At 53.9% G+C, this 20,618-nt stretch carries 21 protein-coding genes and 1 pseudogene; 13 read left to right on the top strand and 9 right to left on the bottom strand.

Annotated elements, in window-relative coordinates:
• The first annotated feature begins 27 nt into the window (after positions 1-27).
• The 4 genes from tolB (at position 28) to N655_RS0112480 (ending at position 3,456) form a co-directional block, all read left to right on the top strand.
• Positions 28-1,383 carry a Tol-Pal system beta propeller repeat protein TolB gene (gene tolB, locus N655_RS0112495; protein WP_044934618.1) on the top strand — a complete coding sequence of 452 codons (1,356 nt, stop codon included), beginning with the start codon at positions 28-30 and terminating at the stop codon, positions 1,381-1,383.
• Positions 1,384-1,465: 82 nt separating this feature from the next.
• Entirely contained in the window at positions 1,466-2,206 is a 741-nt protein-coding gene (pal, locus tag N655_RS0112490) for a peptidoglycan-associated lipoprotein Pal (RefSeq protein ID WP_026443253.1), read from the top strand.
• 79 nt (positions 2,207-2,285) lie between these two features.
• On the top strand, positions 2,286-3,176 hold the full coding sequence (locus N655_RS0112485; protein ID WP_026443252.1) for a tetratricopeptide repeat protein: 891 nt from the start codon (positions 2,286-2,288) through the stop codon (positions 3,174-3,176).
• A gap of 79 nt (positions 3,177-3,255) precedes the next feature.
• A complete protein-coding gene (locus N655_RS0112480; protein WP_155987588.1) occupies positions 3,256-3,456 on the top strand; it encodes a hypothetical protein in 201 nt (66 codons plus the stop codon).
• Positions 3,457-3,477: 21 nt separating this feature from the next.
• On the opposite strand, the gene N655_RS0112475 is transcribed toward N655_RS0112480, so the two are convergent.
• Complete coding sequence (locus tag N655_RS0112475) at positions 3,478-4,533, bottom strand: dihydrodipicolinate synthase family protein (RefSeq protein WP_026443250.1); 1,056 nt, start codon at positions 4,531-4,533, stop codon at positions 3,478-3,480.
• 9 nt (positions 4,534-4,542) lie between these two features.
• Entirely contained in the window at positions 4,543-5,292 is a 750-nt protein-coding gene (locus tag N655_RS0112470) for a hypothetical protein (RefSeq protein WP_155987587.1), read from the bottom strand.
• Positions 5,293-5,368: 76 nt separating this feature from the next.
• On the opposite strand from N655_RS0112470, the gene N655_RS18835 reads away from it, so the two are divergent.
• The 4 genes from N655_RS18835 to N655_RS0112450 all read left to right on the top strand — a co-directional run bounded on the left by N655_RS18835 (position 5,369) and on the right by N655_RS0112450 (position 8,490).
• A complete protein-coding gene (locus N655_RS18835; RefSeq protein WP_044934612.1) occupies positions 5,369-6,676 on the top strand; it encodes a dipeptidase in 1,308 nt (435 codons plus the stop codon).
• Between the two features lie 106 nt (positions 6,677-6,782).
• The gene (locus N655_RS0112460; protein ID WP_026443248.1) at positions 6,783-7,133 is read left to right on the top strand and encodes a hypothetical protein; all 351 of its coding nucleotides are present in this window, start codon (positions 6,783-6,785) and stop codon (positions 7,131-7,133) included.
• A 48-nt stretch (positions 7,134-7,181) separates the two neighbouring features.
• Entirely contained in the window at positions 7,182-7,889 is a 708-nt protein-coding gene (locus N655_RS18830) for a peptidylprolyl isomerase (RefSeq protein ID WP_044934608.1), read from the top strand.
• A 70-nt stretch (positions 7,890-7,959) separates the two neighbouring features.
• Positions 7,960-8,490 (top strand): peptidylprolyl isomerase, encoded by a 531-nt coding sequence (locus N655_RS0112450; RefSeq protein WP_026443247.1) that lies wholly within the window; start codon positions 7,960-7,962, stop codon positions 8,488-8,490.
• A 48-nt stretch (positions 8,491-8,538) separates the two neighbouring features.
• Here the strand turns inward: N655_RS0112450 and phoU are convergent, their stop codons facing one another.
• Genes phoU through pstC form a run of 4 tightly spaced genes read right to left on the bottom strand, consistent with a single transcriptional unit; the run spans position 8,539 to position 11,920 of the window.
• Positions 8,539-9,234: a phosphate signaling complex protein PhoU gene (gene phoU, locus N655_RS0112445; protein ID WP_026443246.1), complete on the bottom strand. Its 696-nt coding sequence runs from the start codon at positions 9,232-9,234 to the stop codon at positions 8,539-8,541.
• Positions 9,231-9,989, bottom strand: coding sequence for a phosphate ABC transporter ATP-binding protein PstB (pstB, locus tag N655_RS0112440; RefSeq protein ID WP_026443245.1), 759 nt, complete (start codon positions 9,987-9,989; stop codon positions 9,231-9,233). Before pstB ends, phoU begins: the two co-directional genes overlap by 4 nt.
• Complete coding sequence (pstA, locus tag N655_RS0112435; RefSeq protein WP_026443244.1) at positions 9,990-10,868, bottom strand: phosphate ABC transporter permease PstA; 879 nt, start codon at positions 10,866-10,868, stop codon at positions 9,990-9,992.
• On the bottom strand, positions 10,868-11,920 hold the full coding sequence (pstC, locus tag N655_RS0112430) for a phosphate ABC transporter permease subunit PstC (RefSeq protein WP_349509488.1): 1,053 nt from the start codon (positions 11,918-11,920) through the stop codon (positions 10,868-10,870). Before pstC ends, pstA begins: the two co-directional genes overlap by 1 nt.
• A 149-nt stretch (positions 11,921-12,069) precedes the next feature.
• On the opposite strand from pstC, the gene bshB1 reads away from it, so the two are divergent.
• The gene (gene bshB1, locus N655_RS0112425; protein ID WP_026443242.1) at positions 12,070-12,777 is read left to right on the top strand and encodes a bacillithiol biosynthesis deacetylase BshB1; all 708 of its coding nucleotides are present in this window, start codon (positions 12,070-12,072) and stop codon (positions 12,775-12,777) included.
• A gap of 37 nt (positions 12,778-12,814) precedes the next feature.
• On the opposite strand, the gene N655_RS18825 is transcribed toward bshB1, so the two are convergent.
• Positions 12,815-14,581, bottom strand: coding sequence for a CHASE3 domain-containing protein (locus N655_RS18825; protein WP_044934605.1), 1,767 nt, complete (start codon positions 14,579-14,581; stop codon positions 12,815-12,817).
• Positions 14,578-14,976 carry a response regulator gene (locus tag N655_RS18820; RefSeq protein ID WP_044934601.1) on the bottom strand — a complete coding sequence of 133 codons (399 nt, stop codon included), beginning with the start codon at positions 14,974-14,976 and terminating at the stop codon, positions 14,578-14,580. The genes N655_RS18825 and N655_RS18820 overlap by 4 nt, the downstream gene beginning before the upstream one ends.
• A 248-nt stretch (positions 14,977-15,224) precedes the next feature.
• Between N655_RS18820 and N655_RS18815 the strand changes: the two are divergent.
• The 4 genes and pseudogenes from N655_RS18815 (at position 15,225) to mtnA (ending at position 19,759) form a co-directional block, all read left to right on the top strand.
• Positions 15,225-15,925 (top strand): annotated as a pseudogene (locus N655_RS18815) (winged helix-turn-helix domain-containing protein).
• 107 nt (positions 15,926-16,032) lie between these two features.
• Positions 16,033-17,448 carry a HAMP domain-containing sensor histidine kinase gene (locus N655_RS18810; protein WP_049961415.1) on the top strand — a complete coding sequence of 472 codons (1,416 nt, stop codon included), beginning with the start codon at positions 16,033-16,035 and terminating at the stop codon, positions 17,446-17,448.
• A gap of 124 nt (positions 17,449-17,572) precedes the next feature.
• Positions 17,573-18,562 (top strand): phosphate ABC transporter substrate-binding protein PstS, encoded by a 990-nt coding sequence (gene pstS, locus N655_RS0112395; protein WP_238324717.1) that lies wholly within the window; start codon positions 17,573-17,575, stop codon positions 18,560-18,562.
• A gap of 144 nt (positions 18,563-18,706) precedes the next feature.
• On the top strand, positions 18,707-19,759 hold the full coding sequence (gene mtnA / locus N655_RS0112390; protein WP_026443240.1) for an S-methyl-5-thioribose-1-phosphate isomerase: 1,053 nt from the start codon (positions 18,707-18,709) through the stop codon (positions 19,757-19,759).
• Here the strand turns inward: mtnA and thiD are convergent.
• Complete coding sequence (gene thiD / locus N655_RS18805; protein WP_044934599.1) at positions 19,717-20,604, bottom strand: bifunctional hydroxymethylpyrimidine kinase/phosphomethylpyrimidine kinase; 888 nt, start codon at positions 20,602-20,604, stop codon at positions 19,717-19,719. The genes mtnA and thiD overlap by 43 nt on opposite strands.
• Positions 20,605-20,618: the final 14 nt, after the last annotated feature.

Below are 20,618 nucleotides of genomic sequence, written 5' to 3'. Positions count from 1 at the left end.
TCGTATTTCAGTCTGCGGGACGGAAGAATGAATATAGGCAAGAAGCATTTGTTAGTGAATTTGCGGATTTTCTTCTCCTTTTTTCTTCTTAGCACCTTTGCTTGTCTGACCGCTTTCGCGCAGGACTGGGTCCGCACCGGCACGAATCTGGGGGCTGCGAAAGTGCGGCTTGCCGCGGCGAATTTTAAGCCTACATCTGCTGACCCTCAGACAAGCGATCTAAAGAACGCCTTTGACACCACCCTTTTTAACGACCTCTCAAACGCCGGAATCTTTGACATGGTTTCAAAGAGCATGGCGCCTCCGCTCATGCCAGGTTCTCCCCAGGAGATGAATCTATCGCAATGGTCTGCACCACCCTCCAATGCAGATATGGTGGCCTTTGGCGCGATCGGTGTGGAAAACGGTAGGGTGACGATATTGGGCTATCTCTTCGACGCGAAGAATCAGCAGTCCCCGCAGATCCTAGGCAAACAATACACGGACATTGCCAACGTCAATAATGTGCGCAATATCGCCCACCGCTTTGCGGATGAAATCATCGCGCGGCTCGGCGGCATTCCCGGTATCTGCGAAACAAAGATTTATTACGTCTCGTCGCGAGGTGGGAATAAAGAGATTTGGGTCATGGATTATGACGGTGAAAATGCTCACCCGCTGACTCACCTGGGCACCATTTCGCTTTCACCAAGGGTCGCGCCAGACAACTCGCGTGTTGCATTTTCCAGCCTGGGGAAAAACGGGTGGTCCATCCGGATGTACTCGCTTTTGTTGAACCGCATGGTGAGCTTCCCCTCTCCCGGAGGGACAACGGTTTCTCCCGCGTGGTCAAGCGATGGATCAAAGTTGGCCCTTTCGGCCTCGATTACCGGTGACCCGGAAATTTACACCATGAACTCGGATGGAACTGGATTACACCGTGTTACTGCATTCCGAGGACCTGACGTATCGCCAGTATGGAACCCAAAGACAAACGCACAAATTGCCTGGGTCAGTGGGCGCACTGGGCTGCCCCAGATTTACATCATGGATGCTGACGGGGCAAATGTGCAGCGCATGACTGATGGCGGATACGCTACCTCCCCCGCCTGGTCGCCAAATGGACAATTTCTTGCCTTTGCCTGGAACCGTAAATATGGTCCGGGCGCGCCGGGTGGACAGGACATTTACATTATGGACATTGCCAGCAAGCGATGGACACAGTTGACCCATGATTCAGGACGCTGCGACTTTCCTTCCTGGTCTCCTGATTCGCGCCACATCGTCTTCCAGCGTGAAGATGGGAACGGAACACAAATCTGGACCATGTTGGCAGACGGAACAGAGCAGCATCAGTTGACCCATGGAGGCTCCAACTCGATGCCGAACTGGAGCTGGAAATAAAATTTTTGCAAGGACTGCGGCAGAACACCTCGCCGCTCTTTCTTGGGTGAAAATGAAAATACAACACTCCTGGAGGAGAATCGTGCAAGTCAATCATCGCAAGTACATCGCTTCCGCAATCAGTCTGGCAGCCCTTTTGGCTGTCGCTGGATGTCATAAGAAAAAACCAGCGCCGCCTCCACCTCCTCCACCGACGGTGTCTGCACCCGCGCCGACGGCTGAAATTACCGTCAATCCCACATCCATTAACGCAGGTGAAAGCGCTGTGCTGACCTGGAAGACGACAAATGCCACGGATGTATCCATTGAGGGCATTGGCCAGGTTGCGACTGCTGGCACCATGAATGTAAAACCGACCGAATCCACCAACTATCACCTGATTGCGCGGGGAGATGGGGGCTCTGCAGACGCCACGGCCCGTCTTACGGTAAACAGCGCGCCCCAGGCAAGCAACATGCAGGAAGAGAACATGGACGATACACTCTTCCATCAGAATGTCCATGACATCTTCTTTGATTACGACAGCTACGAGATCCGCCCGGATGCGCAGCCTACCATTCAGCAGGACGCTGCATTCCTGAACCAGCACCCAAATCTGAAAGTAGTCATTGGCGGATATTGCGATGAGCGCGGCTCTATTGAATACAACCTGACGCTGGGTGAAAATCGCGCCAATGCTGCCAAACAGGCCCTGGTCAATGCCGGAGTGAGCCCAGACCGCCTACGCACAGTCAGTTATGGCAAAGAAAAGCAGTTCTGCACGGACCACACCGAGCAGTGCTGGCAGCAGAACCGCCGTGCTCAGTTCAACATTGACCGTTAATTTGCATCGGTCCCGGCAGCATTGTTTCCCGCAGTGCTGCCTTTTGCTTTTGGGCTAAACTTTGAATCGGGGACTTTCTATGCGAAGGACAATCATCCATCTCACCGCCATCGCCGCACTTGCTGCTTTTTGCCCGGCACCTGACGCTCACGCAGCATCAAAAGAAATCATCCAGTTGCAAACCCAGGTACAAACGCTCCAGGACATGCTGCAGCGTCTGCAACAAACCAGTGATTCGCGTCTGGCCGTGATGCAGCACCTGATTGAGCAGACTGCGGACAGCGTCAATCGTATGTCCCAGACGATGAATGGTATCCAGCAGCAGTTGCAGACCCAGAGCGAGAATGCAGTCAGTGGACAACAGGTATCCGGGCAGATTCAGAGCCTGAACGACTCAGTGGACGAACTGAAGTCACGGATTGCCCGTCTGGACAAGACCCTTCAGGACATCCAGTCACAACTGCAGAATATCAATGCGCAACCTGCACCCACAAATCCAGGACAGCAGCCATCTCCGGGACCGGACGGAGCTGCCGCAATGCAGCAGGCGCCCCAGGCGCCGCCCCTGGACCAGCTCTATCAGGGCGGTATCCGTGACTACAACAGCGCAAAATATGATGTTGCAGCAGGTGAATTCCAGGACGTTCTGAAGTATTACCCGCAAGACAACCTGGCTGGAAACGCTCAGTTTTATCTGGGAGAAATCGCTTACCGTCAGGGTGATTACAAATCTGCAATTAAGAACTATGACGCTGTTCTTGAACAGTTTCCAGGAAACGCAAAGGCCCCTGCCGCCCAACTGCGAAAGGCTGAAGCAGAGCTGGCCTTGAACCAGCGCGAGGCAGGAATCCGGGACATGCGCAGCCTGATCCAGCGCTATCCACAGACTCCCGAAGCGGCGCAGGCCCGCAGCCGACTGAATGGGATGGGTGTTCGCATTACGGCATCCAAACCCTCTGCCTATCGTTGAACAGCGTAGCTTGAAAGCACCCGACTTGGGAGTAGATGTACAACTCCTGTAAGGCCTGCCGTCATCTGAGAAGAAGTCCATGACAAAACTTCATCACGACAGCGATGTTCATAAAGGCGCCGTTGAATCAGAGTCCCCTCGCGACCATACACACGATCCGATGCGGAACCAACTTCCCCATCGTTCAGCCGGGTCTTTCATTAAAGACAGGGAAGACGATCATGACACGGATTTTCCTGAACCTGGCAAGGCCCCGGAACATAGTGGTCAGCACGATTGAGGTAAGGCGAATGTCAGTGCACTAATTTCTTATATCTTCCATAACGCGGACGACTTTAGATTGTTCTTCTGCATGGAGAGGAAGCAAGGGCACTCTGGGAAAACCTCCATAGTATCCATTCAGGTCACAGGCGAATTTAATGCCCGGTATGCCGAACTTCCCGGCTACGACACGAGCAGCTTCAAGAATGCGTTCCTGTTTCAGCATCGCGAGTGCTGGATCATTGTCCTTCCAGGCCATATAAATCTCCTGACAGGCCTGGGGAGCACACGCCCCAAACGCCAGCACGGATCCAGTGGCTCCGGCATCCAACGCTTGCTTTACATTGTCGGGTGAGCCGCTCAGCACCTGAAAGCCGACCTCTTTATGCCGCACCGGGGTCTTCGCCTTCGATGCGATGGCTATGGCCGGTGTGCCCGATTTCAATAATTCTGAGGACGCCAGCGGGCTGCCTTCCGTCTCAAACTGCTTACGCATACGCCCCGTGTAAGCAGTAAAAACATGAGTTACCTCAGTCCTACGCTTCGGAGCATTGCGGGTTGCTGCCACTAACTGGGCAATGCGCTCGATGCTTCCACTGGAATCTTTTATACCGATAATATTCGGATGAGCAGCAAGGTCCGCTACCAGATCTACAGGAAGCTCATATTTCGTAAATTTAGGAATGCTGTAGAGCACTACCGGAAGTGGGGAGCGGTCTGCAATTGTCCGGAAATAGGTCGCCATTTCCAGAGGACGCATCAGAGGGCCATAGTAGCTGGGTGTCCGGACAAGCACGGCATCATAATTGAGGTCCGCTGCGCATTCCGCCAGCTTCAGCGTGGCCGCAGCACTTTCTCTTCCAGTCCCCGCGAGTAGTACCTTCTGCGGAGAAGCAGCCTGACTTGCAGTCCGAAGCACTTCCCGCGACTCATCATCATCCAGCATGACGGCCTCGCCGGTTGATCCCAGGACCACGATCCCGGACACGGGTGCGCGGGAATAGCGCTCGACATTTTCTTCCAGCTTACGTAGATAGAGGCGCCCATCAGCCAAAAAAGGTGTGGTGATGGCGGGGAAAATACCTTCCAGAAGCATTCTTTTATTCTACGGATTCTCGCCAGGAAACGGCGCGGTCTGAGCATTCAGGATGCGCAGGATCCGCGCTTTTACAGAATCATAAGCAGGTTTGCCCGAGAACATCTCATAATCCACATTCCGTCCTCCACCTTCCCCCGTAATCTGGAACTGGCGATCTCCTTCGGCTGCCTGCTGTGGGTGTGCCTGTTCCCAGGACTTCTCGTCAAAATCATTGCTTTCGATATTGAAGGCCCAGATGCGCTTTCCCTGAGGAGCTCTTATGATGAAGCGATAGTAAACATTGAATTTCCCGACAGGCTGAAAAAACTCCACCGCTTCCACGCGATACTGCTTCACAGGAAACATGTCCAGCAGAAAACCGCTGGTTTGCACTGCCTCGGGAGCTTTAGGGTCGGAATGCAGCCTGCGGAGCAGCTCCCGCTCAGCATCCCGCTGCTGGACCCTACCTGCCATAGCATAGGCCACTACGAGAGTCGTATGCACCTTCCAGTTGTTGGGAGAAAGCTCTCTTGCCCGTTCAGCGTACTGGACCGCCAGGCCACCCTGATAAAGCTCCAGTGCTGCCCCTGCGGCATACAAGTTGGCCGCCACGTCGCTGGGATTTTGCTGCAAAGCCTGCTGGAATGCGCTGAGCGCCTGCTGGGGCTGATGGTCTTTCAACGCGGTCAGCCCTTGTTCTAAATATGAGGTCTGGCAAAGTGCGAACGGGGCCAGCATCCCGGCCATCGCGATAAAAAAATCTCGTAATGTCCTCACCCAGTCAACTTAGCACAGAAATACCTGATTTATTTTTGCTCTATCTCTGCTACAATCCGGCCAACAACTGAACCACATGAGACAAAATTCCCTTGCTGCTCTTCTGCTTACGGTTCTTCCTCTGGCAGCCCAAACCACTGCGCAAAAGAATGGGGCAGGTCCCTCCGTGAATCCTCTTGCAGTCCATCGCAATGCCATCGTGATTGATACGCATGCCGACACGACACAGCGTCTGCTGGATGAAAATTATGACCTGGACGGTCCTCTACGAGGAGGAAACCTCAATTTCGAATCAGCCAAAGAAGGCAATCTTGGCGCGGAGTTCTTTTCTATCTGGGTTGAGCCAGACCTTTATAAAGGTCATTATGCCAGGCGGACTTTAGAGCTGATTGATGCCGTCTATCAACAGGCCGCAAAACATCCGGACAAGATGCGCATGGCCTTTACCGCCGATGACATTCTCGCGGCCCATCGGGAACACAAACTGGCTGCATTGATGGGCATTGAAGGCGGTCATTCCATCGAAGATTCACTGGCCTTGCTGCGCGATTATTACCGGCTGGGCGTTCGCTATATGACGCTCACATGGTCAAATTCAAACGGCTGGGCCGACTCATCGGGCGACATCAACAATCCCGCCGTCAACCATACACAGGACGGACTGACGGATTTTGGCAAGGATGTCGTCTATGAAATGAACCGGCTCGGCATGATGGTAGACATCTCGCATGTAGCAGACAAGACCTTCTACCGCGCTGTCATTACCTCACGCGCTCCGGTCATTGCGTCGCACTCTTCGGCGCGCGCTTTATGCAATGCGCCGCGGAACATGACCGATGACATGCTTCGCGCCGTGGCCCGTAGCGGAGGTCCGGACAGCAAAGGCGGCGTTGTCATGGTGAATTATTACGCTGCTTTCATCAGCCAGAAATATCGCGACGCTATGCTGGCCATGGAACCAGAGATTGCCAAAGCCAAGGAAGCATTGAAGGAGCAATATGCAAAAGAAGGCAAACAGGTTACCTATGGTGAACTAGACAAGCTTGAGCAACAGTATCTCGATCGTATTCCCCGCCCTCCGCTCAGCGATTTAATTGACCATATTGACCACATTGCCAAGGTTGCAGGCATTGACCACGTAGGACTTGGCTCTGATTTTGACGGTGTATCCAACCAGCTTCCTGAGGGGATCAATTCTGCCGCCGACCTGCCGAAAATCACCCAGGCGCTCATGGCACGCGGCTATTCAGCGGCAGATTGTGACAAGATTCTGGGCGGTAACCTTTTGCGCGTCATGCGCGAGGTGGAGGCCACAGCAAAACGACTGCAATCCGAACCCGACATCAGGCCCAGGATTTCAGAACAGCAGCCCTTTAAAAAGTGAGGAGCACTTGAAAGACCAAAGAAGAACATGGGTGGCTCTTCCCTCCTTTCGCAGAATTCGCGAGACGCTTGCGTCCGAATCGGATGAATCGAAAAAGAAACCTGGTATGTTGAAATGCCTGGTTCTGTATGGACTGATTTCAGGCGCGTATGTGTTTCACGCCCTCTCCGCTGTGGATAGAAAGGGGCGTAAAACAGCCCGTCAGCTCGCCTCATACCCCCAGGGCACCTATCTTTATCTGATTTTTCGGGATGGCTCTCAGTGCTATGGCCATCTCGGACCATTGTCCGCCACGTCGTTTGCTCTCCGAGAAGTCACGAGAAACGACTTCTCGCAAATCCCCTATAACGATGTCGCATCGGTCCGAGGAGTCACGGCCCCTTCCAGCAACGTTGCTCCTCTTTTTGGCTGGATCCTTCTGGTTTCAGCTACAGCCGCAGTCAAGGCTGCAAGTTAGGTTTTCATCTTCCGCTTCCATGCTGTACCCTAACATTTTGAGACCCGCATGGATGCCGTTTTACGTTTTTTATCGCTCGTAACAATTTCGTTGGCCCTGACGTGTCAGGGCTTTGCGCAGCAAACTACGCCCACTTCCTCCCAGGACCTTCCCGATTCCCCTGAAACACAGGCGCACATCAGCCCTCAGCCGACCGGCCCCACGGCCATCTTTGACACAACAATGGGTCGCATTACCTGCCGGCTCTTTGATCAACAGGCCCCAAAGACTGTCGCTAATTTCGTTGGCCTTGCTGAAGGCACAAAAGACTGGACCGACCCGGTCACGCATCAGAAGATGCATAACAAACCTTTCTACGACGGGACCATCTTTCATCGCGTAATCCCTGAATTTATGATTCAGGGTGGCGACCCAACCGGTACGGGAACCGGCGATCCAGGCTACATGTTCGAAGATGAGTTTGATCCTAACTTGAATTTTGATGTTCCCGGACGGCTGGCAATGGCCAATTCGGGTCCGAACACAAATGGTTCCCAGTTTTTTATTACTGAGGTACCCACGGAACACCTGAATCAGAAGCACACCATCTTTGGACAATGTGATGATTCAAGTATCCTTGTCGTCAAATCCATTGCTCGCGTGCCCCGGGACGATAACGATAAGCCGATTGAACCGGTGGTTTTAAAAAAAGTGACGATTGTTCCCGCCGGACAGGCCCAGCCCGCACCTGCCACAGGTGGTACAAATCCGCAGTGATATCCAGCGACTTTCGCCCTTGCGAAAGACGAGCAACCACAAGCTACGTATTTTCATGAAAAGGAGTTTTATGGCCCGTACATCAGGAACCTACGCCATCTTTAACACCAGCGAAGGGACCATCGTTTGCCGTCTTTTCGAGAAAGACGCGCCAAAAACAGTCAGCAACTTTATTGAACTTGCTGAGGGCACCCGCGAATGGACGCACCCGGTCACAAATAAGAAGAGCAAGGACAAGCTCTATGATGGAACGATCTTCCATCGTGTCATTCCTGATTTCATGATTCAGGGAGGCGATCCTGCCGGTTCAGGTTTTGGAGGTCCTAGCTATCGATTTGAGGATGAAACCAAAGGATCTCCCCACAATTTTGACCGGCCTGGGAAGCTGGCCATGGCCAATGCTGGCCCGAACACGAATGGATCGCAGTTCTTCATCACCGTTGCACCCACGCAGTGGCTCACAGGAAAGCACACAATCTTTGGGGAAGTGGTAGAAGGGCAGGCAGTTGCTGACAAAATCTCACGGGTACCCCGCGGCCCGCAAGACAAACCAGTAAAACCTGTCGTCATTGAATCTCTGGTCATTGAGCGCATCGCTTGAAAAACTGCACCATCAGCCCGGCCGGGGGGCCGCTACGGAAAGATGGGTTTATTCTGACCGGGCTGGTTCATTGCTTCCAGCACTCACACTTAACTGGTGCCGGACATCGTGCCCCTGCACCCAGAAAATCACATCTTCTGCAATATTTGTGGCATGGTCTGCTACCCTTTCCAGGCTTCGCGCAATCACAATGGCATCCAGTGCCTGCGGAGTATGTTGGGGCATGGTGCGCATGACATTCAGCAGAGCATAATGAATGGCTTCATTCATTTTGTCTACGCTGTCATCCATCACGAGCACAGATTCTGCCATTTTGGCATCGGCCTCGATAAATGATTGCAGCGCCCGGCGCACCATAGCAGCAGCAAGTTCCGCCATGCGCGGTATGTCAATCGGCAAATCAATCGCAGAATAGGCCTGAAGGTCGCGCACACGCTCCACGATATTCACGGCCGAATCCCCTACCCGCTCAAGGTCAGCATTGATCTTGATGACAGCCAGGATAAAACGCAGGTCAATGGCCATCGGCTGTTCCATGGCCAAAAGATCAAGTGCCATCTGGTCAATCTCGCGTTCCAGACGGTTGATGGCCATCTCACCACGGTCCACCAGATCGCAGATAGACAGGTCGCGCGTCCTGTACGCTTCCACAGCGCGCTGGATAGACTGCTCGGCCATTCCCGCTACGACCAGCAGCTTCTCTTTCAACTCATCAAGACTCTTGTGGAAACGTAGGCGAGTCATCCAAACCTACCTGTGATGTAATCTTCTGTCCGTTTGTCACCCGGGTTCGTGAAAATTTTGTGCGTTGTATCGAACTCCACCAGCTTGCCGCTCAGGAAAAATCCGGTACGCTCCGCCACTCGGGCCGCCTGCTGCATGTTATGGGTCACGATCACAATGGTGTACTGGGACTTGAGCTGGAAGATTAGGTCCTCGATCTTGGCCGTGGAGACCGGATCCAACGCAGACGCAGGTTCGTCCATCAACAATACTTCAGGGTCAACAGCAAGCGCCCGCGCAATACAGAGACGCTGCTGCTGGCCGCCAGACAGACTGGCCCCAGACTTCTTTTTCAGATCGTCTTTGACCTCGTCCCAAAGCGCAGCATGTTTCAACGAACGTTCCACGACCTCATCCAGAACACGGCGGTTTCGAAAACCATTCAACCTCAGGCCGGATGCGACATTGTCATAAATCGACATCGTCGGAAAGGGGTTCGGCCGCTGAAAGACCATGCCGACGCGTCGCCGTATCTCCACAGGGGACGCATCGCTATAAATGTCCAGCCCTCCGATGCGCACAGAGCCTTCCACCTTGGCGATAGGATTTGTTTCATGCATCCGGTTCAGACAACGGACAAAAGTGCTCTTGCCGCACCCTGAAGGTCCGATGAGCGCCGTGGCCTGATTGGCTGGAATATGCAGGTTGATGTCCTGCAGCGTATGGTTGTTTCCATACCAGGCATTCAGGCCTTGAACTTCAATCCCAACACCCACTTAACTTGCTCCCTTCAAGACGCCGCGGGTCGTCACATAACGCACCAGCGCGACGGACACAACGATTAAAAGAATCAGGACCAGTGCACCTGCCCAGGCCAGACGGTGCCATTCATCATAGGGGGAAATGGCATAAACATAGATCTGGAGAGGCAGTGCAGCAATCGGCTCGTTAATACTCGTACTCCAGAAATTATTGCCAAAGGCTGTAAAAAGGAGCGGGGCCGTCTCCCCTGCTACGCGCGCAAAGGCCAACATACATCCGGTAATTACACCCGGACTGGCGGTCTTCAGCGTAATGGAAAGTACTGAGCGCCAGTTGGGTACGCCCAACCCCAGGGCGGCTTCACGGATAGCATTGGGCACCATCAGCAGCATCTCTTCGGTGGTCCGCGTGATGGTTGGGATCATCATGATGCCCAAGGCCACACCGCCTGCTAGCGCCGAAAAATGCTTTTGCGGCAGAACAATCAGGGCATATACTGCGATACCCATGACAATGGAAGGCACACCGTTCAATACGTCTGCCGTGAATCGGACAAAGTTTGCCAGCTTTCCTCCACGCCCGAATTCTGCCAGATAGATTCCCGCTGCGATCCCCAGAGGGACCCCCAGAAGGCTTCCTAATACGAGCAGCACGGCAGATCCAACAATTGCATTTGCCATGCCCCCGCCGCTTTCTCCTACCGGACGCGGGATTTGCGTGAAGAAATTCAGATTGAGCGAGCTTGCCCCTTTGTAAAGGAGATAAAGAAAGACTGCAACCAGAGGTGCTACAACAATGACCGTGCTGGCCACGGCAATCGCGGTAGCCAGATGGTTGGCAAAAAAACGGCGCCACTGATTGGCCTTTCCGGCCTTGTACCGGCGAGTCGTCATCACACTACCCTCGCCGGGGCACCGCGCGTCACCGCCCAAACCAGTAAACGTGCCAGAGCATTGACCAGAATCGTCACAAGAAAGAGCGCCAGTCCAATTTCGATGAGCGCGCTAAGGTAAAGGTCATCAGATGCCTCGCTGAATTCGTTGGCAATCACGCTCGACATGCTGTACCCCAGCGACAGGAGCGACTTTGCAATTTCAGGCCGATTACCAATGACCATCGTGACGGCCATCGTTTCACCCAACGCTCGCCCTAGTCCCAGAATAATGGCGCCCACAATGCCAATTCGGGCATTGCGCAGCACTCCCATCCGGATCATTTCCCACCGGGTGGCTCCTAAGGCCAGCACGGCCTCACGCTGGGAGTGCGGTACAGCCGACATTACTTCACGCGTGAGCGAGGAAATGATGGGCAGGATCATAATGGCAAGAATCACACCGGCAGCCAGCATCCCAATACCAAAGTTCGGCCCGCTAAAGAGACCTGTCCACCCCAGGGTCTTCATCAAAAAAGGATTGACGTGTTCACGCAGAATTGGCACCAGCACAAAAACTGCCCACAGCCCGTAAACAACGCTGGGGATGGCCGCCAGCAGCTCTGTGAGGAACGAGAGCGGACCACGCAGAACTTTTGGGCACATCTCTGTAAGAAACACCGCGACGCCCACGGCCAGTGGCACAGCAATGATCAGGGCCACCAGTGAAGAAACTACGGTCCCGTAGATAAATGGAAGCGCCCCAAAGTCCCCGGACACCGGGTCCCACGCACTCTTAAAAAAGAAACTTAGACCAAACTTTGCGATCGTCAACCTAGACCGCAGCAGGAGCTGCCAGGCAATCAAAGCTACGATAAAGAAAACACTGAGCGCACAAAACAGCATCAGCCACTTGAAGGCGCGATCACTCCAGGCGGAATTTCCGCGAGACAATAAAAAGGACCGCACCACCGAAGGCGGCTGGTCCGGATTCGATGCCGACGATGATACCGGTGCAGGTCCTGATGGAATCGACAGGCCGGGCACACGAGTTTCCTGGACTTTAAGGTTCACCACCACATAAGCTAAATTAACTTTTTGAAAATCACGTTAAACGCATTGAAAAATAAGAAGTAATTCTTAACAATGGCAAAGGCGCTTTCGCCGCGTTCCAAGACCCTCGGTCCGCTGTCGCACCGAAAGGCCGGACTTAAAAGAAGAGTATGCCGGACATTCTCGCAATTGCCGCACACCGTGACGACGTCGAACAGACGTGCGGCGGTACGTTATTGAAAATGAAGGCACTTGGCTGGAGCACGGCCATACTCGACCTGACCCAGGGGGAAGCAGGCACGCGTGGTTCTGCCGAAGAACGTGCCGCAGAAGCCGCCCAAGCTGCCAGTATTCTTGGCGTTAGCTGGCGCGAAGCACTCGATCTTCCTGACGGCCGGGTGGAAAACACCTGGGAAAATCGCATCAAAATTGTCCGAGTTTTGCGGCAACTTTGCCCACGAGTTGTGATTCTTCCTTACTGGACAGGCCGCCACCCTGATCACTACACCACTTCCATACTAGGCTACGAAGCGTGTTTCCTCTCCGGACTGGCGAAACTCGACACCGGGACCCCGCCACACCGACCTTTCAAAATTCTGTATGCCAGCCTTTACGCGGATGTTCGTCCCAGTTTTGTTGTAGACATTACGCCCTTCATCGAGCAGCGTCATCAGGCCCTCATGGCATACAAATCACAATACAGAAATCAGCCGACAGGCAGCTCTCTCTTTGTCCCTGAGGAGGAAATCCGTGAACGCACCTTTGCCGAAGCAAGGCATTATGGACTTCTCGGTGGCGTTCGTTATGCCGAGCCATTTGTGCAAAAGGAAGTGGGCCTGGTGGAAGACATTATGCAGATTCCTGTGCAATCAATGTAGAAATTCCGCCATCGGTTTTTATCTTTGACTGGACCTATCAGCCGACATATGGCGTGGAACGAGATTGCGCAGTCGCCAGCGTCCGGGCGGGGAGATAGACCTGAACGCAAGCGCCTGTATATTCCGGAAGATCACTGTTCCCAATATGGATGGACCCACCATGCTTCTGGACAATTCCCAGGCTAATCCAAAGCCCTAATCCCGTACCCTGGCTACCCTTGGTCGTAAAAAAGGGTTGAAAGAGTTTGGAAGCCACCTGCGGAGAAATGCCCGCGCCACTGTCATAGATTTCGACGGTAACTCCGGGAGCGCGAGAGTCATTGCCCACAGACCTGCTGATCTGAATCAGAATTTTTCCAGGCCGACCCGCCGCCTCTGCCGCGTTCAGGATGAGATTTGTGAATACCTGGCGCAATTCCGCAGGAAAACCTTCGATGACAATATTGTCCTTATTTTGCTGTGTCACCACGGTGCCTTGATGATCTAATCTGCGACGCAGAAGAAGCAGCACACTGCTCAGCAGTTCGCCAAGGTTTACCTCGACAGGCGCATTCGGTTCACGGTAAAGACTGAGCAAGCTGCGGCTAATTTGCAGAGTACGGTCCAGTTCCTGTTGCGCCATTTTCAGATATTCATCTCTCCGTGCCGCATCTTTTTCCTGCGCCAGCAAATAATGCAAATTACCAATGGAATCCAGAGGATTATGAATTTCATGCGCGATGCTGGCAGCAAGGCGGCCCGCCACTGCCAGCTTTTCGCTGACAGCAAGGGCGGCCTCAGCGCGACGTTTCTCCGTCACATCCCGAAATACGAGGACAATTCCGGTCATCTGGCCATCCTGGCTGAGGATCGGCGCAGCACTGTCATCAATGATGCGGCGGACGCCGTCGCGAGCAATTAAAGCTGTATGATTTGCCAGACCGATGACCTTTTTCAGCCGTCTTACTTTCTCGACTGGATTTTCCGCCGGCTCATTGGTTTCTTCATTTACAATCCGAAAAATTTCGGCCAGCGCACGTCCCGCCGCCTCTTCTTCTTTCCAGCCAGTCAGATCTTCAGCCACAGGATTCATAAACTCAATGGATCCATCGGCCTGGCAGACAATCACAGCATCCCCTATGGAACGCAAAATGGTCCGCAGCTTCTCCCCTCTTTTTTCCAGCAGAAAGAGCGATTGCTGGTAGGCACCAGAGACTTTGTGCAGACGTGATAGAGAAAAGAAGCTGAGCATCAGACCTACCAAGGCTGTCCCTGAAAGAAGCACTACGATCTCACGCCGCTCCTGAGAAATGGTATGTTTCAGCCATTGCTGGCGTGACTGGTCTTCGGCGCGGGCCATTTGCCGGACGGCATCACGCACTGCGTACATCAGCTCTCCGCCATGGCGGTTCAGATTGCGGTTGGTAAAATTCGCCGGTGAAGAAAGTATCGCTTGCGCAAAGGACAGCCAGGTTTCATAGCGCGTCGAGATACGTTCCAGATCTCGTAGTTTCACCGGATCGTCTGCGATCTGCCGGCGTAGTTGAGCAAAGTGTCCCTGAATCGGCTGCGCGGCAGAATAGAAAGGCACCAGCATCATCGCATCTCCAGTAAGCTCGTAACCCCGGAGACCCGTCTCCTGATCAATGATCAGGCTTTCCAATTCAGCAATTTCCCCGCTGATTTCGTCGCTATGGTCCAGCCATCTTTGGGCCTTTTGGGTGGCGGCAATTTGCCAGAGAAGAATGCCCGCCAGGGCCAGCAGAGTCAAAATCGGTACAAAGAACGCCTGCCGTAGTACCCGCTGAAATTCCTGAAGCTTCACTTCCCCCTCTTTGCCGCCAATTGTGATGCTTCCAGGACCTGTTGCATACGATGTAATAACGCCTGAGGACCTTCTCCTTTTGACAGAACATCGTCCACTAACCCTCGAACCTCATCCGGAAGGTCCACACATGCTGTGTGCATGAGAATCGGAACTTTGGGGTCTAGCGCGCGGAGCTTGAGCGCAACTTCGCCTCCGTTCATACCCGGCATCAGGTAATCCAGCAGCACAATCTGTATGGAATGATTTTTGCTCTGAAAGAGAGCCAAAGCTTCCTGCCCGTTGAGGGCAGTAATCACAGCAAATCCGGCATGTTCGAGCAGGGCCTTCCTGATCTGCAATCCAAGGACCTCGTCGTCAACACAGAGGACCGTAAATGGCGCGCTCTTTTCCATCTGCCGGAAGCTGGCTCAAATCCCGATCAAAAGAAGGACTGTTGCCAGAGTATAGCATTCAGGGGCCTGACACCAGAACCCTCATCCTCCCTGCCTAGCAGGGAGTCCAGAAGCCAGCAGACCCGCATGTGTCCCTCCCAGAGGCCGATCTTTCCAGCTTGACCCTGCTGAATTAACAAAACATTAGCATTCCTTTTGCACACCTGGAGTAAGCTGTAGGCGGGTAGCCTGTGAGGTTAAAAACCAGCTTGAGCCAAACAATATTTGTACTTGAGGATGACTCGGACATTTCCCGGTTAGTACAGCATCATCTGGAAGCAGCCGGCTTCGGCGCACGCGTTTACGCGAACCCTTCTAACGTAATTGCTGATGCTGAGCGTCAGCCCCCTCCCTCTTCCTGCTGGACATCATGGTACCTGGAGGAGATGGCCTGGATGTCTGCCGCCGGCTCAGGAACCATGCCGCTTTGAGCACTGTGCCCATTATCTTCCTGACTGCGCGCGCCTCTGAAAATGACCGCGTGCTGGGACTGGAAATGGGTGCGGATGATTACATCACAAAGCCGTTTGCTCCCAGAGAACTGCTGGCCCGTGTAAAGGCCGTGCTGCGCCGCTTTGAACGTCCCTCCACACCCTCCATCATCAGCTTTGAGGACATCGTCATAGACGCCGGGGCCATGCAGCTCAAGGTTCGTGGTGAAATTGCCACTACCACGGCTACTGAATTCCGCCTGTTGGATTATCTGGCCCGCCATCCAGGACGCGTTTTCAGCCGCGACCACCTGCTCGATGCTGTCTGGGGTGATGCCCGCTTCGTTACGCCGCGGTCCGTGGATGTTTACGTGCGCCGCATCCGTGAGAAAATCGAAACGGATCCGGAGAACCCCCGGTATCTCAAGACAGTACGTGGTGCCGGATATCGTTTTGAGATTCCCCGGCCCGTACAGTAGTGCCAGATGCCGTGGCATACCATCTTGTCCAGGACCTTCTGAGTGCTACGGGCAGATGAGGGCCTACACCACTCCGCAGCATCGATAGGATCGCAGCACTTGTGAAAATGCGAAAAGTATTCACGAAACTGCTTCTCTCTTTCGTATTTGTGCTGCTTGCCGGTACTGCAATTTTCGATCTTTCTTTGCGGCCCATTCTTGAACGCACCATAAGGGAACAGCCCCATGGAGCACTGGACCTACTGCTTGCCTCTTTCCTGGCGCTGGCGGCAGCAACATTGCTGGCGGCTTTTCTGACCGGACGCATCTCCCAAAGACTGGACCGTATTGTTCTTTTTGCCAACCGAATTGCCGCTGGCGATCTTTCCGCCCGCCTGCAGGAAGAAAATCTGGACGAACTCTCGGATGTGGCCCGCGCCCTGGACATGACGGCCAGCCGCCTGGAGCAGAGCTTCCGTGAACTAGAGGCCAGCCGCCGGGAACTGACCGCGCTGCTCGACAGCATGCAGGAAGCTGTTGTGGCAGTAAATGCCCAGGGACAGATCATCTGGTCGAATGCTGTGATGCAACGCATCTGCGCCAGTGCTGTGCGCGAGGGCCGCCGCCTGGTAGAGCTGGTCCGCGATCCCGATGTCCTCAGCTGCGTGGAAGGGGCGCTCAGACAAAGAGTGAATTTTACCGGCAAGGCCTTAAGTGTGGCCCCTGGCAGAATTTTTGAAGTCAACGCTGCGCCTACTCCGGAGGGAGGCGCTGTAGCGGTGCTCCACGACGTAACCAGTATTGAGCGCGCGGAAAAGACAAGACGCGATTTTATTGCCAATGTCTCCCACGAACTGCGCACACCCTTGACCTCGATTTCCGGATACGTGGAAACGTTGCTCGAAGGCGGAGAAAAACTCTCTTCTCAGGCCCGTGAGTTTCTTGCCATTATCCTGAAAAACGCTACACGCATGAACCGCCTTACCGAGGACCTTCTGGCGCTTGCCAGTGTAGAATCTGGCGACTATAAGCCTGCTCTGCAACCGATGCGTGCCTCAGCGCTGGTCGAAGATGCCATCGATTCTCTGACAGGAATTGTCCTTGATTCTGATGTGACGCTGGAAGCCTCTGAGACGACGGAGACCTATGTCATGGCTGATCCGGATGCCTTAAACCAGGTCTTCGGAAATCTCATAGAAAATGCTCTGAAGTATGCTCGGTCCGGCAAGCGTATCGTCATCGGATCAAAAGACCTCGAAAACGCTGTTGAATTTTTTGTGCGTGATTTTGGTCCGGGTATTGCTTCGGAACACCTGGATCGCATCTTCGAACGCTTCTACCGCATAGACAAGGCCCGTTCCCGCGAGTCGGGTGGAACAGGACTAGGACTGGCCATTGTGAAGCACATCATTCTCGCCCACGGGGGAACGATTCGTGCCGAAAGCGAGCTTGGCTCTGGAGTAACTTTCTACTTTACCCTTCCAGTCTCTCAGACAAAGAAATCGTCCTCCAGTGACCCCGTCACACAAACAGTCAACCCATAAGCCTCCCGGAAGGCTTTTTCCACTAATTCACCAATCCGTAAACGGGCTGTAACAATCTCTGCCAAAAATAACTTTGTAGTTTTGCTAACCAGAGGGGGAGTTCTCAGTGAAAAAAAGTACGCTTTTGGCTGCTGCATTCGTGGTGTGTTCAGCAGTTGCAGGCCATGCTCAAAAAATCAATGGAGCTGGCGCAACCTTTCCGTATCCCATTTATTCCAAATGGTTTAGTGAATACAGCGCCCAGCATCCCGGTGTTCAGATTAATTATCAGCCAATCGGAAGCGGCGGCGGGATCCGGCAGGTGACCAGCGGCACGGTCGACTTTGGTGCCAGCGATGGCCCGATGAGTGATGAACAGCTCAAGGCATCCAAAGTGAAGATTGTCCACATACCTACTGTGCTTGGCGCAGTCGTACCCATTTACAACCTGCCTGGAGTCAATGCGGAACTGAAGTTTGCTCCCGATGTTCTGGCAGACATCTATTTGGGCAAAATCAATAATTGGAGTGACGCGCGCATTGCAAAAGACAATCCTGGCGTTAAGCTTCCCAATACAGACATTATTGTCGCCCATCGCTCCGATGGCAGTGGTACGACCTATATCTTTACCGACTACCTCTCCAAAGTCAGTACAGATTGGAAAAATTCCGTAGGGCGCAATACCGCCGTAGCGTGGCCGAAAGGCATCGGAGGAAAAGGCAACGAAGGGGTTGCAGGTCTGGTCCGCCAGATGCCAGGAGCAATTGGCTACGTAGAGTTGATTTACGCACTCCAAAATAAAATTCCCTTCGGATACGTAAAGAACGCTGCCGGCAATTGGGTCAAGGCAAGCATCGAAGGGGTCACGGAGGCCGCTGCCAGCGTCAAGCAGATGCCTGCCGACTATCGCGTTTCCATCACCAATGCCCCCGGAAAAAATGCCTACCCCATCGCCAGTTTTACCTGGTTGCTGATCCCAAATCCTGCGCCCAATGCTGAAAATGGAAAGGTCATCAAAGATTTCCTTAACTGGATGCTGGACCATGGGCAGTCCGAAACGAGTTCCCTCTACTATGCTCCACTGCCGGAAAACGTAAAGCAAAAAGTGAAAGCCACGGTTTCACAGTTGAAGTAACAGCATTGCAACTGTAAACAAAAAGACGCCGACACTTGCGGCGTCTTTTGCTTTTATGGGTTCCTTTGCTCTCCATAGTTCTTCTGAAAACTGTACTGGCCTGTTTCTGGCTTTGGCCTGCAGCCGCCTTGCTATCCTGTAGATATGATTCCCACACTCGAATGGACATCTCAGGGGGTCCGCTTTTTAGACCAGACAAAGCTTCCTCTGGAAGAAACTTATGTTCTGGCGACCAGCTACCAGCAGGTCGCAGAGGTCATCGTGACCATGGTAGTGCGTGGTGCCCCGGCAATCGGAGTTTCAGCCGCCATGGGCATTGCCCTTGGTATCCAGCAGAGCCAGGCGGCTACCCTTGAAGAGCTGGAGGCCGACTTTGAACAGATCGCTAAAACTCTGGCCTCCACCCGTCCTACTGCTGTAAATCTTTTCTGGGCCATCGACCGGATGAGGGCCCGCTTCCGAACCTTGCTGGCCCAGCCTGAGAGAACGCACCAAGCAATTACCGAAGCGCTCGTCCGCGAAGCCCAGACGATGTACGAGGAAGACATCGCCGCATGTAAGGCGATGGGTGCCTACGGGGCCGCTCTGTTGCCCGCCGAAGGCGGGGTCCTGACCCACTGCAACGCCGGTGCGCTGGCTACCTGTGGATATGGCACAGCGCTTGGAGTCATTCGTGCTGCTGTCGAGCAGGGGAAAAAAATCCACGTTTTTGCCGATGAGACCCGTCCTTTCCTGCAGGGAGCGCGCCTCACGGCCTGGGAGTTGCTGCACGACAGGATCCCTACGACAGTAATCTGTGACAATATGGCCGCCAGTCTCATGCGACAGGGTAAAATCCAGGCGGTAGTTGTCGGAGCCGACCGCATCGCCGCAAATGGCGATGTTGCCAATAAGATTGGAACCTACAATGTTGCCATTCTGGCCAAAGAGCATGGAATCCCTTTCTATGTTGCAGCTCCCTGGTCCACGATTGATCTGGATACAGCTTCAGGCGCTCTGATTCCGATTGAACAACGGCCAGCGGTGGAAGTCACGCATCATGCCGGCAAACAACTCACCCCAGACGGTGTCGGCATTGAAAACCCGGCCTTTGATGTAACTCCAGCCAAGTATGTGACTGCCATTATTACGGAACGAGGGGTTCTTCGGCCTCCTTATATAGAGTCCCTGGCAGAGATCGAGGCACAACCAGCCTGATTTTCCAGAGAGAATAGGTGGTTCATGGGCCCCCGTCCTCTGCCCACCGGATAGGCCTCTCTCAAGGCCTGGGTCACCCAGGCCTTGGCGGCGAGTACCGCGTCCTCCGGGTTTTTCCCAGCGATCAGACCACAGAGCAAGGCTGAGGAAAGCGCGCATCCGGTGCCGTGCGTCGAATTTGTCCTGACCCACTCACCCTCAACCCAGAAAGACTCTCCGGAAGAAAGGAGCAGATAATCGTCAGGCCGCTCCAGATGACCACCGGTAACCAGGACGTTCAGGCCAGGACATGCTTCCCGCAATCTCGCCGCCGCCTCCGGAATCCCTTCCCGACACACGGAACCGGCCTGAGTCAAAACCGCCAGCTCATCCAAGTTTGGCGTAATCCATCCTACGCAGGGAAATAACTCTTCAACCATTCTCTTCACTCCACCAGGACTTAACAGCTCCTTTCCCGAGCTGGAGCGTATGACAGGATCCAAGACAATCTTTTCTCTGGGAAACCGACTTGTAGAGAGAAAGGCCGAAACCTCGCCTACGATTTCCGGTGTGGCCAGCATCCCCATCTTCACCCCATCGGGAACAACGTCCTCAAAAAGGCATTCGAGGCTCTCACGGACCTGACCCGCACGCACAGGTTCGACCCGTTTCACCCCCAGGGTAGATTGCACGGTAAGCGCACTGATACACGCCATCCCGTAAACTCGATGTGCGGCAAACACCTTTAGATCTGCGGAGATACCAGCACCGGAGGAGGGGTCAAATCCGGCAATCGTCAGTGCAATCGGGCGAGAGCCACCAAGGGCGGCGCGGTTCTCCTGGCCATGATGGGCAGCCTGGTCCATTCTTCCACCATCCT

Source organism: Pseudacidobacterium ailaaui (assembly GCF_000688455.1).
Lineage (GTDB): Bacteria > Acidobacteriota > Terriglobia > Terriglobales > Acidobacteriaceae > Pseudacidobacterium > Pseudacidobacterium ailaaui.
The sequence above is the reverse complement of the archived record's forward strand: the minus strand, read 5'-3'. Positions and strand labels throughout refer to the sequence as shown.

Excerpts from the sequence above, each read along its gene's own strand:
- tolB (WP_044934618.1), top strand. The coding sequence starts at position 28 with ATGAATATAGGCAAGAAGCATTTGTTAGTGAATTTGCGGATTTTCTTC.
- N655_RS0112450 (WP_026443247.1), top strand. The coding sequence starts at position 7,960 with ATGGCCCGTACATCAGGAACCTACGCCATCTTTAACACCAGCGAAGGG.
- N655_RS0112485 (WP_026443252.1), top strand. The coding sequence starts at position 2,286 with ATGCGAAGGACAATCATCCATCTCACCGCCATCGCCGCACTTGCTGCT.
- mtnA (WP_026443240.1), top strand. The coding sequence starts at position 18,707 with ATGATTCCCACACTCGAATGGACATCTCAGGGGGTCCGCTTTTTAGAC.
- pstA (WP_026443244.1), bottom strand. The coding sequence starts at position 10,868 with ATGACGACTCGCCGGTACAAGGCCGGAAAGGCCAATCAGTGGCGCCGT.
- N655_RS18820 (WP_044934601.1), bottom strand. The coding sequence starts at position 14,976 with ATGGAAAAGAGCGCGCCATTTACGGTCCTCTGTGTTGACGACGAGGTC.
- N655_RS0112475 (WP_026443250.1), bottom strand. The coding sequence starts at position 4,533 with ATGCTTCTGGAAGGTATTTTCCCCGCCATCACCACACCTTTTTTGGCT.
- N655_RS0112480 (WP_155987588.1), top strand. The coding sequence starts at position 3,256 with ATGACAAAACTTCATCACGACAGCGATGTTCATAAAGGCGCCGTTGAA.
- N655_RS18810 (WP_049961415.1), top strand. The coding sequence starts at position 16,033 with ATGCGAAAAGTATTCACGAAACTGCTTCTCTCTTTCGTATTTGTGCTG.
- thiD (WP_044934599.1), bottom strand. The coding sequence starts at position 20,604 with ATGGACCAGGCTGCCCATCATGGCCAGGAGAACCGCGCCGCCCTTGGT.
- N655_RS18835 (WP_044934612.1), top strand. The coding sequence starts at position 5,369 with ATGAGACAAAATTCCCTTGCTGCTCTTCTGCTTACGGTTCTTCCTCTG.
- N655_RS0112460 (WP_026443248.1), top strand. The coding sequence starts at position 6,783 with ATGTTGAAATGCCTGGTTCTGTATGGACTGATTTCAGGCGCGTATGTG.
- N655_RS18830 (WP_044934608.1), top strand. The coding sequence starts at position 7,182 with ATGGATGCCGTTTTACGTTTTTTATCGCTCGTAACAATTTCGTTGGCC.
- phoU (WP_026443246.1), bottom strand. The coding sequence starts at position 9,234 with ATGACTCGCCTACGTTTCCACAAGAGTCTTGATGAGTTGAAAGAGAAG.
- bshB1 (WP_026443242.1), top strand. The coding sequence starts at position 12,070 with ATGCCGGACATTCTCGCAATTGCCGCACACCGTGACGACGTCGAACAG.